Origin of the sequence: Methanohalophilus profundi (assembly GCF_004137855.1) — an archaeon.
Lineage (GTDB): Archaea > Halobacteriota > Methanosarcinia > Methanosarcinales > Methanosarcinaceae > Methanohalophilus > Methanohalophilus profundi.
The window spans coordinates 116,626-129,687 of sequence record NZ_QBKB01000002.1; the positions used below are offsets into that span (position 1 = coordinate 116,626).

Here is a 13,062-nt window from a genome sequence, read left to right on the forward strand (position 1 = left end):
TTCTGTTGTCCAGAATTAAAATGTTTCCACCATATATCGTGATACCTGTAAATTAAATAATCCTTTCACCACTTACTCAAAACTATTTATCTCTGGAGAACTATTAAACCTAAAAGAAACAAGGAAGGTATACAAATGGAAATAGAAAAACTTCTTGAAGAACTGGCAAATGCCCACGGAATTTCCGGCAATGAAGAAAGTATCCGCAAAATCATGGAGAGGGAAATCAAGCCCTATGTAGATACTATAGAAGTAGATAAAATGGGAAACCTCATAGGTACTAAAAAGGGCACAGGTCCTTCCATTATGCTTGCTGCACATATGGATGAGATAGGGCTTATGGTTAAATACGTCGATGAGAACGGATTTCTCAGATTTGTGACTATCGGTGGCTGGTTTGACCAGACCCTGCACAGCCAGCGTGTCATGGTGCACACTACCAAGGGACCTATCCCGGGTGTCATCGGTTCCAAACCTCCTCACGTGATGAAAGATGAGGATAAAAAGAAACCGATAAAGGCAGAAGAAATGTTTGTGGATGTCGGGGCAAAGGACAAGGAAGATGCCGAAAACCTAGGAATCGAAGTTGGTACACCCATTTCTATAGACAGGAACTTCGTGGCATTGCAAAATGGTCTCTACACCTCCAAAGCCTTTGATAACCGGGTTGGGGTGGCCATGGTGATCGACGCCCTGAAACAGATTTCCGAGATGGATATTGATGCCACAATTTATGCTGTGGGAACGGTCCAGGAAGAGGTGGGACTTAAAGGTGCACGCACATCTGCTTTCGGTCTGAATCCGGATATTGCAATTGCAACAGATGTCACCATCCCCGGTGACCATCCCGGCATAGAAAAGAAAGATTCAGCCCTGGAAGTTGGCAAGGGTCCGGTAATTACTGTAGTTGATGGTGCTGGCAGGGGCCTGATGGCAGACAAACAGGTTGTCAAATGGCTAAAAGAAACAGCACAGGAGAATGACCTGCCCCATCAGCTCGATGTGGGAGACGGAGGAACCACCGACGCAACCGCAATACACCTGACAAGGGAAGGTGTTCCGTCAAGTACAATCAGTGTGGCTGCAAGATACATTCACTCACCGGTAGAAGTGATTTCCATTGATGACCTTAAAGCAAGCGCCTCTCTTGTTGCAAAAGCAGCTAAAAATGTAGGGAAGTATTTCTAATACTTCTCCAATTACTTTTCACATTAAAACCGGCTTATACCATCAATTATTTTAATAATAGAATTCTATTTTCAAAGCATTTCATGATTTACCTTTTGTATGCATGAAAGGCTAACAGTCATATGGTCAACGCGAACTTATATTTAATATGAGCGTGTCACATGGTTGCACAATATTCATAAAAATCGTGAGGGATTGTATTATTCGAAAATGTACGCTTTCTGGACACTACCCTGAGAGACGGTGAACAAACACCCGGTGTAGCACTGACTTGTGAAGAAAAACTCTGGATCGCCCGTAAACTGGACGAAATGGGAGTACACATCATCGAAGCAGGATCTGCTATCACCTCCGAAGGTGAGAGAAACGCTATAAGAGGAATCACTGCTGAAGGTCTTGATTCTGAAATATGCAGTTATTGCCGTATAATGCAGCAGGATGTAGACTACGCCCTGGAATGCGATGTGGATTCCATCCATCTGGTCGCACCTGTATCAGACCTGCATATCAATGTGAAATTGAAAAAGGACAGGCAAGCAGTCAGGGAAATGTCAACCCGTGTCATTGAATACGCAAAAGATCATGGATTGATTGTTGAATTCAGCGGGGAAGATGCATCCAGGGCAGATTTTGATTTCCTGAAGAGCCTCTACCAAGACGGTATCGATGCCGGAGCCGACAGGTTATGCTATTGTGATACTGTGGGAATGCTGGTTCCCGAAAAAACGGAAAATATTTTCAGCGAACTTTCCAGTACATGCAGTGTACCGGTAAGCATTCACTGCCATGATGATTTCGGACTATCCGTAGCCAATACCATAGCTGCCCTGAAAGCCGGGGCCGGGGAAGCCCATATGACCATAAATGGGATCGGTGAAAGGGCCGGGAATACCTCACTGGAAGAAGTTGTGATGATCCTGGAATGGCTTTATGATCACAGAACTGGTATAAAATCAGAAGAACTTTATAAAACATCCAGACTGGTCAGCCGCTTGACCGGCATACCTGTGGCCATCAATAAATCGCTCGTTGGAGGCAATGCATTCACCCATGAAGCAGGCATTCATGTACACGGACTGCTGGCAGACACTTCTACATATGAGCCCCTGAAACCCGAAGTTCTGGGCAGGGAAAGAAAAATAGTTCTGGGCAAACACGCCGGCAAAAGCTCAGTAACCCTGGCATTGAAAGAACTCGGACTGGAAGTAGACGATGCCCAGCTCAATGAAATCCTCACCCGGGTCAAAGAAATAGGGGACCATGGAAAACATGTCACAGATTCCGATTTACAAACAATTGCCGACACCGTCCTGAACATTTACAGGGAATCCCGGGTCAAACTCAAAGATTTCACCATCGTATCCGGTAACCAGGTTATGCCAACCGCATCGGTAAGGATAACCGTGGATGGTGAGGAAGTTGTGGAAGCCGATATCGGGGATGGTCCCGTAGATGCAGTTGTAAAAGGAATACGCAAGGCTGTATCAGGTATAGGGGATGTACAGCTGGAAGAATACCACGTCGACGCGATAACCGGCGGTACTGATGCGCTGGTGGAAGTGCGTGTTAAACTTTCAAAGGATGGAAAAATGGTTAGCTCCCGGGGTGCCCGTACAGATATAATCACAGCATCCGTTGAAGCTGTGATAAATGCAATAAACCAGCTAATGAATTGAAGTTAGAAGCAAGAGAAGAAAACGAAGGGATATAATGAGTGAAAATAACAACAAGATGACAGGTGCACGCGCAATCATCGAGTGCCTCTATGAAGAAAATGTGGAGGTTATCTTCGGCTATCCCGGTGGTGTCCTTCTTCACATATATGATGAGATATACAAATCCGATCTCAGACACATTCTTGTCAGGCATGAGCAGGCAGCAGCCCATGCCGCAGAAGGATATGCAAGGGCAACCGGCAAGGTTGGTGTATGTCTTGCAACCTCCGGACCAGGTGCCACCAACCTTGTAACCGGTATTGCAAATGCCTACATGGATTCTATACCAATGGTCGCACTCACAGGACAGGTGCCCCGTTCAATGATAGGCAACGATGCGTTCCAGGAAGCAAATATCACCGGCATCACAATGCCAATCACCAAACACAACTATCTTGTGCAGGATGCAAAGGACCTGCCCCGTATAATCAAAGAGGCTTTCCACATTGCATCCACAGGAAGACCCGGACCCGTGTTGATAGATCTACCCAAGGATATAACAACCGAGGAAATCGAATTTTCCTATCCGGATAAAGTGGACCTTAAAGGGTACAAACCCACCTACAAGGGAAATCTCCAGCAGGTTAAGCGAGCTGCCTCCGCAATTGAAAAAGCCCATTAGCCTTTGATATATGCAGGTGGCGGAATACTTGGATCAAATGCCAGTGAAGAGCTACTGCAGTTTGCCGAACATGTACAGACACCTGTAACCACAACCCTTACCGGTATAGGTGGTTTCCCGACACAACATCCCCTTTACGTGGGAATGCCCGGCATGCACGGAACCAAATATGCCAATTACACCATACAGGAATGTGACCTTCTAATAGCAGTCGGTGCAAGATTTGACGACCGCGTGACGGGTAAACTTGCATCCTTTGCACCCAACGCAAAAATCCTGCATATTGACATCGATCCTGCCGAGATTTCCAAGAACATAGCGGTGGATATACCGATTGTCGGGGACGCAAAGAACATCCTTGCCTCCCTTAACAAATACGTAAAACCTGTTGAGAAAGAAAACCGGAAAGAGTGGCTGGACAGGATAGAGGGCTGGAAAAAATCCTATCCTCTGCACTATGTTGGTGAACAGGACGGACTCAAACCCCAATACATTATTGAACAGATCTATGAAGCATGCAAAGATGCTATCATAGTTACTGAAGTCGGCCAGCACCAGATGTGGGCAGCCCAGTATTACAAGTTCAGTGAACCCAGGAGTTTCATCACATCCGGAGGACTTGGGACAATGGGATACGGCTATCCTGCGTCAATCGGTGCCAAGGTCGGAAAACCGGATAGAGTGGTATTCAATATTGCAGGCGATGGTTCATTCCAGATGAATTCCCAGGAAATCGCAACTGCTGTCCAGAATGACATTCCGGTGATCGTAGCCATAATGAACAACGGTTACCTGGGGATGGTCAGGCAGTGGCAGGAATTGTTCTTTGAAAAGCGTTATTCACATACCTGCATCCGGGACAGTGTTGATTTTGTGAAACTGGCCGAAGCTTATGGTGCGGTTGGTATCAGGGTTGAGAAAACTTCCGAGGTAAAACCGGCCCTTGAAAAAGCGATGGATTCCGGAAAACCGGTAATTATAGACTTTATTGTAGAATGTGAGGAAAACGTATCGCCAATGGTGCCTGCAGGTGCACCTATCAATGAAATACTTGACCTAGAGAGGAAATAATGAGACACACACTTGCAGTTCTGGTAGAGAACAAGTTCGGAGTGCTGTCCAGGGTGGCAGGGCTCTTTGCAAGACGTGGATATAATATCGATAGTCTTGCAGTAGGAGTTACTGAAGATCCTAACGTTTCCAGAATGACCCTGGTGGTCCGCGGAGACGACCATGTCGTAGAACAGGTTAGCAAACAACTGAATAAGCTGATCGATGTGATTCGTGTTACCGATCTTGGTGCTGACGAATCCGTGGAAAGGGAACTGGCTCTTATCAAGGTTAAGTCCGATAAGGATACAAGGGCTGAGATAATCCAGATAGTTGATATCTTCCGTGCACGTATTGTTGACGTAGCGTCAAAATCCATTACCATTGAAGTTACCGGTGATGAAGAAAAAATTGCCGCTATCGAGAAACTTCTCAAACCCTTCGGAATCAAGGAACTTGTCCGTACAGGAAGAATTGCCCTAACAAGGGGCTCAAAAAGTTCATAACTATAATATTTAACAGGAGATTGAAATAAATGGTAGATCTATATTACGATGAAGATGCTGATTTTTCAGTGATGGATAGCAAGAAGATCGCAGTTATCGGTTATGGCAGCCAGGGACACGCCCAAGCACAGAACCTTCATGACTCCGGTCTTGATGTAGTGGTCGGCCTGAGGGTTGGTAGCAGACGCTGGAAACAGGCAGAAGAAGATGGCCTGAAGGTCATGTCTGTTGAAGATGCTGCAAGGGAATCTGATATCATCCAGATTCTCATGCCCGACGAAGTACAGGCTGATGTATACAGGGATAAAATCGAGCCGGGACTTGAAGGAGGTAATGCACTTGTCTTTTCCCATGGGTTCAACATCCACTACAACCAGATCGTGCCCCCTGCAGATGTTGATGTCTACATGGTTGCTCCAAAGAGTCCGGGACATTTAGTCAGGAGGACCTACATGGACAATGCAGGTGTGCCCGGTCTGATCGCGATCTACCAGGATGCTACAGGCAATGCAAAGAAACTGGCCCTTGCCCATGCCCGGGGTGTGGGATGTACCCGTGCGGGTGTCATCGAAACAACTTTCCGTGAGGAAACCGAGACCGATCTGTTTGGTGAACAGGTAGACCTCTGTGGCGGTGTAGCTTCCCTGATCAAGAACTCTTTTGAAGTACTGGTCGAAGCAGGTTACAAGCCTGAAATGGCCTATTTTGAAACACTTCACGAAGTCAAACTTATCGTAGACCTCATCCACGAAGGTGGACTGGAAAAAATGTGGTATTCTGTCTCCAACACAGCAGAATACGGTGGAATGACAGTTGGACCTAAGGTCATCAACGATGAATCCCGCCTGGCAATGTATGAAGCCCTGGATCGCATCCAGAACGGTGAATTTGCAAAAGATTTCGTACTGGAAAATAAGGCCAACAATCCTGTCCTCAAAGCAATGGAACGTCAGGACAGGGAACACCCGGTTGAAGAGGTAGGCAGGAAACTGCGTGCCATGATGCCCTGGCTTAACAGTGAACTCAACGAAAAGTAATCTTTTTTTCTCTTTTTTCCTTTCCTTTTTTGGAGGAAAACATGAACACGTTAGATAATATCTACAACCGCAGAAGTGTACGCCATTTTACAGATGAGGATGTGGATGATGAGGCCATCACAACTCTGTTAGAATGTGCCCGCTGGGCTCCTTCAGGACTCAATAACCAGCCCTGGAAGTTTGTGGTGATTCGCAGGGCAGACACTATTGAAGCGTTATCCAATTGCACCCATTACAGTGACACTGTGAGAGGGGCAAAAGTGCTTGTTGCTTTCTATTTCGATAAGGAAAGCGGATACAATCGTACCAAGGACATTCAGTCCATAGGTGCTTCGATAGAGAACATGCTTCTTGCATGCAATGAACTTGGCCTGGGTGCTGTCTGGCTGGGAGAAATACTCAATCAGGATGAAAAAGTGAACTCAATTCTCAAAGCACCGAAAGATATGGAATTTATGGCAGTTATCGCAATAGGTCATCCGACAGATGAAGAAAGGTCATCCACAAGGAAATCCCTGGCAGAAATTACATACAGGGATAATTTTGAGAATGAATGGTGATCCTCAGGAATCATCATTTTCACTCAATATTTTTGGTTTTTGCCCGCTTTCCTCGATTGCTGCTTGTATTTCATTTACAGGACAGGTCAACCTGTGGAAAAGATGGGATTGACAGGAACAATCCGAACAACCGAATTTCGACACATAAGTTCCCTGCAGATTGGCAGCAATGCCACATTCGATATGTTTTTCAGAGCAGGTGTAGACAACATCCACAAATTCAAAATCCGGATGGACAAGTAAATAATCAATATGCCACATGGGTTTTTTGTCCTTTTCCCGGGCCAGCTTTTGGTGGCGATGCATACGTTTTAGTCCGCCGGGACCCAGGGCAGAGCCCACATAAATATAGTAGCCTGCTTCAAATACTATGGATTTGAGACTGCCTACACCAACAGTACAACCATCCGTTTTCAGTATAAGACAGTAGGTCCCTCTGGGACACATAATATAACCTCAGAGCAGATTCTTGAATTTTTTATTGCATTTGCGGTTAATGCAATAATGCCTGGCATCCTTCTTGGGTTCCTTTACCCTGACTATTTTCCACCCACATTCTTCACAGGTCTCCTTGCGCAGTGTAACACGACCCTTTTTGGGGTATGAACATGTAAAACCACAGCGTCTTGCACATCCCAGGAATTTCGAATCTTTGGTCTCAATCAATATCATATCAGAGCCACAGGGAGGACATTTTCCTATAACAGTAGGCGGGAAGCATAGTTTTTGCTTTTCACAATTAAAGCATGGACCAACTCCAACACTCCAGTAATATTTTCCACCACCGACCTTGAGTACGGCAAATCCGCCCATTTTGCACTCCCGGGAGCGCATTACATCCAGGGAACCTTTTCGGGGAAGAGGATACGTGTTGCGACAATCCGGATAGCCGCTGCAACCTACAAAACGACCCTTATCAGTACGTATAATGCTCAGCGTCCTGCCACATTTATCGCATTTTCCAATGTGATTATTCCTATCTTCAGCCAGTTTTTCATCCTTTATAGAACCTGCAATACGCAGCACAATATCGCCTTTACCGGACTTGAGCCGGGTATACATTTTCTGTATAAGGACGGTACCTTCACTGATTGCCTCGTCAAAGGATTTCTTTCCCTTTTCAACATCCTCTATCAACCCTTCAATTTTTGCCCTGATTTCAGGTTGTATCAATATAGGTACTGAAACCCCCAGTGCGTCCATGAGATTAAAACCGGTATCCAGCATCGAAATGGTCTTGCCTTTAATCTCAAAATAGCCTCTTTTCTTGTTTGTTTCGATGTGTGAAGGGGCTGTTGCCTTGGTTCCTATACCATGTTTATCCATGAGGGTCAGAAGTTCGGCTTCAGTTAGGCGTTTTGGGAGGTGTGGTCTGGGATTTGGTGTTTGTGAGTTTGTTTACAGCCACCTTGTCCCCTTCTGCCACCGGAGGAAGGAGCTTTTCTTTTGATATCTCAAACGGATAGACCTGTTTCCATCCTTCGGACTTCATAACCGAACCCTTACAATCAAAAGGTTCATCCTTCACATGCACTTCCATGTGAGTTTTTTCAAAGAGGGCAGAATCCATAAGATTGGCAAGAAAATGACGTACAATCAGGTCATATACTTTCCAGGAATTATCCAGTTTAACTGCATTTTTGATCTGTTTTTCGGAAACTGCTTTTATAGGATGGATAGGGGGGTGATCATGGCCATCCTTTTTCCCATTACGGGGAGATACTGTCGTTTTGAGTAAATTTTCTGCAAAGGAAGCGTATTCACCTATCCTGAGCAGGTTTTTAAGCATGGATTTAAAGTCATGATCCTCAGGATAGAGGTTTGTTTCTGTCCTGGGATAACTGATAAAGCCGGCCAGGTAAAGCTGCTCTGCTATTTCCAGGGCTTTTTCCGGACTGATATCTAGGAATTGGGAAGCCCGTTTGAGGAATTCATTCGTATTTAGAGGATAAGGAGGATTGATCTGTTTTTCTTTGATATTGAGGCGAAACACGGTCGCTTCTCTGGTGCCCTGCAGTTTTTCATATATTTGTTTTGCAAGTTCAATGTCCCGAATGTTGCCTTTACGGTGCACACCTTCAAATTCACTGGATCCTGCCTGGAAAACCGCTTCTATTTTCCAGAAATCCTCGGGTTTAAAATCACGGATGGCTTTTTCCCTTTCATATACAAAACCGCAGGTTGGAGTCTGGCAGGGACCAATTGACAAAATATTTTTTGTGTATGCTTTCTCCCGCACAGCAAGGGTCATAAAACGGGTGAAAGCCGCACCCATTCTCAGGTCAAGTATCTGACGGGTATCCGCGGACATGGCCAAATTGGTATCCGGCTCTACGAGATCATCAAAGGCCTTTTCAACCTCATTTGCAGACAGAGAAGAAAATCTGGCCCTTTTTACCGGCACTTTTCTTACCTGCAGAGCAATATCACGTGCCTCAAAACCGATATTTTCTCCTTCCCGGTCATAGTCACAGGCAAGTACAATGGAATCGGCCTGCTTTGCAAGTTGCCTGACAGCCCGTTCATAATTTTTCTTGGTGATATTTTTGATAGGATTGGCTGTCAGCAGGACCGCAGGGTCAATTGCCTTCCAGTCCCTGTAAGCCGGATCAAAATCATAGGATGTAATGTGCCCGGCAAGACCAATGATCTTGTATTCATCTCCTTTAGCCACAAAGGAATAAACCGGCAGGTCAGCCACATGCTCTCTTGTACTATTACCTCCGCTCAAAATAGTCGCAAGTTTGGCTGCAGCCTTGTTTTTTTCAGCAAATACAACAATAGTCATATACAGGGCAACTAGATGTTGCCATAATTACATAAAGGTAGCTGGAAACGTTTCATTAAGTGTTCATTAAGACAAAATTTATATTATTAATTTATATATAAACAAGTACAATCAAAAAATTAAAATAAATGCAGCTTTTTTGTATATACATAACATAACCAAAAATATAGTCATGTAAAACATTATATGCCTAAAAATCGTTAACTCTACACTGGAGAGTGCTTTGTTGAATAGGGAAAAGATGTTAGCCTTGCAGAGAGATATTGCTATTGAGCTTGGCGCATCAAGCAATTTAGAAACTGCTTTTCATTCTTTGTCAAAACACATTCTTTCACTGGAAGATATTGACGTCACAGCGATATACCTCAGGTCAAAAAATGAAGGATCGAATCTCATAGCTTATGGGGGAGACGTTCCTGAAGACATCCTGAAAAATATCCAGCATTACCCTGCGGATTCATTGCAGGCAAAGATCGTTGAAGAAGGTAAAATTCGTTATATGCCACCTGAAGAAATTGCAGGCACCCTTCAGGACAAACAGTATTTCAAAGAAATGAAAACAATTGGCATAATCCCTATAAAAAAAGAAGATGGAGAGGTAATAGCTTCATTTGTTGTCTTTTCTTTTACTCAGGAAGGAATTGCGGAAGATACAAAAATAGTTCTGGAATCAATTGCTAGTCAGATAGGAAACTTGATTTTAAGACTTTCAAGTGAAAATACCCTTAAAAAAAGCGAGTCGAAGTTTAAGAATTACATAAATAATGCTCCTGATGGTATTTTTGTTGCAGACGAAAACGGAAATTATATTGAAGTCAATACAGCAGCCTGTGAAACTACAGGATATTCGCAAGAGGAACTCCTCTCGATGAACCTCATATATCTTATACCCCCAGAAGATCATGAAAAGGTCACTGAAGCTTTTAGAACCGTCGTTAAAAAAGGATTTGTTGATGCTGAATTCCATTTTATAAAAAAGGACGGAAGCAGAAGATGGTGGCGTGTGACTTCTACTAAACTTTCAGATACCCGTTATTTAGGTTTCACAAAGGATACCACAGAATCCAAACTTATGGAAGAGGAATTGATCGAGAGCAAGTTGTTCCTGAACAGCATTATTGAGAGCATAAATGATGGAGTCAGCATACTTGATGCAGACCTGAATATCATACGTGTAAATAATACCATGAATAAGTGGTTTGCAAGAAATACACCTCTTGAAGGCAAGAAATGTTATGAAGCTTATCATGACAGGGACAGCCCCTGTAAAACCTGCCCTATAATGAGATGCATGGAAACAGGAGAGACAGAAAGAAATATTGTACAGGGTTTGCCGGACTCAGAAGCACAATGGTTCGAACTCCTGGGTTATCCATTAAAAGACCCCACTACCGGTGAAATTACCGGTGTAGTTGAATTTGTTAACGATATTACAGATCACAAGCTTGCTGAGGAAGAACTTGCAGAAGCCAGGCTTCATGCCAGGGAAGTAAGCAAAACAAACTCTGAGTTAAAGGTCAATTTGAGTCGTGAACTGAGAACTCCGTTGGGTAACATAATTGGTTTTAGTCAGATATTTCAGAATGATATATATGGAAAACTCAATCCAAAACAGCAAAAGCACATTCAAGGTATACAAAAAAGTGCTGAACAGTTGATGGGTTTAATTGATGATATTCTGGAAATATCAGATGTTGAAGCAGGAAAAATGGAACTTAATATTGAGATGGTTTCCATTCCCGGGTTACTCAATGAAATTTTGAAATTCCTCAAACCTTTCGCAGAGGACAGAAATGTAGAAATAACTACCGACATACCTGAATACCTACCGGAAATAAGTGTGGACAAAGTAAAAATCAAGCAGGCAATATATAATCTCATCATCAATGCAATACACTTTACCCCTGAAGGAAGAGACGTACATATCAGTATGGAATACAGCAGTTATGATCTGAGGTTTGAAGTAAATGATTCCGGAATCGGCATTTCTCCGAGCCATTTAGAAGAATTGTTCCGACCTTTCAAAGAAATATATTCCGAATCCGGAATGAAACCACATGATAGTATCCTGAGCCTTTCACTGGCTAAAGAATATATAGAATTACATGGTGGAGAGATAGAAGTGGAAAGTGAACCCGGAGCCGGAAATTCCTACATATTCACAATTCCAATCCAACCCATATAATAAATATGAATATTTAATAATAGACTTTCATTCTAATTCCTTTTTTACCTGTGAAACCTATATATGCGAATACCTATTATTCTGGACTAAATTAAGCACGGCAGGCGTTAAAAATGACATTGATGGATGAAGCAAAGAAGGGAAACATCACCCCGCAGATACATAAGGTTGCAGAGGAAGAGGGTATTGATCCCGAAATAGTAAGAAAGTATGTTGCAGAGGGTCTTATTACTATCCCAAAAAATGTGTTGAGGGAAACGTCCCCCAAAGCCATCGGAAAATGTATGGGTGTCAAGGTCAACGCCAATATCGGAACCTCACGAGATTTTGTCGATGTGGAAGATGAAGTTAAAAAGGCAGAAACTGCTATCAGGTACGGGGCAGACAGCATAATGGACCTCTCCACAGGGGGAGATCTTGATTCCACTCGCAAACGTCTCATGGAAACCGTAGATGTACCCTTTGGCACAGTGCCAATCTATCAGGCGGCTTCATCCCAAAACACTGTAGTTGACATGACATCCGATGACATCATCAATGCTGTGCGCAAACATGCAGAAGATGGTGTGGATTTTGTGACAATCCATGCAGGAGTGAACCAGAACGCTCTGCAACGCCTGCGTAAAGGGGAAAGGGTAATGGATGTTGTCAGCAGGGGAGGCTCCTTTACAATTGCCTGGATGATCCACAATGAGCAGGAAAATCCTCTCTACAGTGAATTTGACTACCTGATAGAAATAGCAAGAGAATATGACATGACCCTGAGCCTGGGTGACGGAATGCGTCCAGGTTGTATCCATGATGCCTCGGATAATGCAAAATTCATGGAATTCATAACCCTGGGTGAACTTGTAAAAGAGGCACGTAACTCCAATGTCCAGACCTTTGTGGAAGGGCCCGGTCATGTGGCGGCTGACGAGGTACAACTGAGTGTGAAAAGCATGAAACAACTCTGTCACGAAGCCCCCCTCTACCTGCTCGGACCGCTTGTCACGGATATTGCACCCGGCTATGACCATATTACAGGCGCAATTGGTGGAACCATTGCCGGCATGTCTGGAGCGGACTTCCTGTGCATGACCACTCCTGCAGAACATCTTGCCCTTCCCACCGCAGACGATATCCGGGAGGGAGCGATTATCACAAGGATAGCAGCACATGCTGCCGATCTTACACGGCAGGGACAGCGCGGAAAGGCAAGACAAACAGACCTCCGGATGGCACAAGCCAGACGTGACCTCGACTGGGAGAAACAATTTGACATTGCAATTGACAGTGAAAAACCTGCTGCCATCCGCCAGAGCCGCAAGACAGGAAGTGATGCATGTTCCATGTGCGGTGAACTCTGCGCCCTGAAAATCGTACAGGATGCCCTGAAAGGTAATACTAAATAACAGGCCTACAATTTTTT

Annotated in this window: 10 protein-coding genes and 1 pseudogene; 8 read left to right on the forward strand and 3 right to left on the reverse strand. The window is 44.2% G+C overall.

Features of this window, described 5'->3' with window-relative positions; all coding sequences use genetic code 11:
* Positions 1-135 precede the first annotated feature (135 nt).
* From C9889_RS00635 to C9889_RS00660, 6 genes and pseudogenes are all read left to right on the forward strand, one after another.
* Positions 136-1,188, forward strand: a complete 1,053-nt coding sequence (locus C9889_RS00635; RefSeq protein WP_129596400.1) for a M42 family metallopeptidase — start codon at positions 136-138, stop codon at positions 1,186-1,188.
* Positions 1,189-1,382: 194 nt separating this feature from the next.
* Positions 1,383-2,864, forward strand: a complete 1,482-nt coding sequence (locus C9889_RS00640) for a (R)-citramalate synthase (protein WP_129596402.1) — start codon at positions 1,383-1,385, stop codon at positions 2,862-2,864.
* Positions 2,865-2,898: 34 nt separating this feature from the next.
* Positions 2,899-4,596 (forward strand): annotated as a pseudogene (locus C9889_RS00645) (acetolactate synthase large subunit).
* Positions 4,596-5,081 (forward strand): acetolactate synthase small subunit, encoded by a 486-nt coding sequence (gene ilvN / locus C9889_RS00650; protein ID WP_072358032.1) that lies wholly within the window; start codon positions 4,596-4,598, stop codon positions 5,079-5,081. The pseudogene C9889_RS00645 and the gene ilvN overlap by 1 nt, the downstream one beginning before the upstream one ends.
* Positions 5,082-5,110: 29 nt before the next feature.
* Positions 5,111-6,118: a ketol-acid reductoisomerase gene (gene ilvC / locus C9889_RS00655; protein WP_129596404.1), complete on the forward strand. Its 1,008-nt coding sequence runs from the start codon at positions 5,111-5,113 to the stop codon at positions 6,116-6,118.
* Between the two features lie 41 nt (positions 6,119-6,159).
* Positions 6,160-6,678, forward strand: coding sequence for a nitroreductase family protein (locus C9889_RS00660; RefSeq protein ID WP_129596406.1), 519 nt, complete (start codon positions 6,160-6,162; stop codon positions 6,676-6,678).
* A gap of 3 nt (positions 6,679-6,681) precedes the next feature.
* On the opposite strand, the gene C9889_RS00665 is transcribed toward C9889_RS00660, so the two are convergent.
* Genes C9889_RS00665 through C9889_RS10930 form a run of 3 tightly spaced genes read right to left on the reverse strand, consistent with a single transcriptional unit; the run spans position 6,682 to position 9,466 of the window.
* On the reverse strand, positions 6,682-7,125 hold the full coding sequence (locus tag C9889_RS00665) for a GIY-YIG nuclease family protein (RefSeq protein WP_129596408.1): 444 nt from the start codon (positions 7,123-7,125) through the stop codon (positions 6,682-6,684).
* Between the two features lie 9 nt (positions 7,126-7,134).
* Positions 7,135-8,004, reverse strand: coding sequence for a topoisomerase DNA-binding C4 zinc finger domain-containing protein (locus C9889_RS10925; RefSeq protein ID WP_318531452.1), 870 nt, complete (start codon positions 8,002-8,004; stop codon positions 7,135-7,137).
* A gap of 19 nt (positions 8,005-8,023) precedes the next feature.
* Complete coding sequence (locus tag C9889_RS10930) at positions 8,024-9,466, reverse strand: DNA topoisomerase (RefSeq protein WP_318531453.1); 1,443 nt, start codon at positions 9,464-9,466, stop codon at positions 8,024-8,026.
* Between the two features lie 241 nt (positions 9,467-9,707).
* On the opposite strand from C9889_RS10930, the gene C9889_RS00675 reads away from it, so the two are divergent.
* Together C9889_RS00675 and thiC are read left to right on the forward strand one after the other, a co-directional pair.
* Entirely contained in the window at positions 9,708-11,651 is a 1,944-nt protein-coding gene (locus tag C9889_RS00675) for a PAS domain S-box protein (RefSeq protein WP_129596410.1), read from the forward strand.
* Between the two features lie 113 nt (positions 11,652-11,764).
* Entirely contained in the window at positions 11,765-13,045 is a 1,281-nt protein-coding gene (gene thiC / locus C9889_RS00680) for a phosphomethylpyrimidine synthase ThiC (RefSeq protein ID WP_129596413.1), read from the forward strand.
* Positions 13,046-13,062 lie beyond the last annotated feature (17 nt).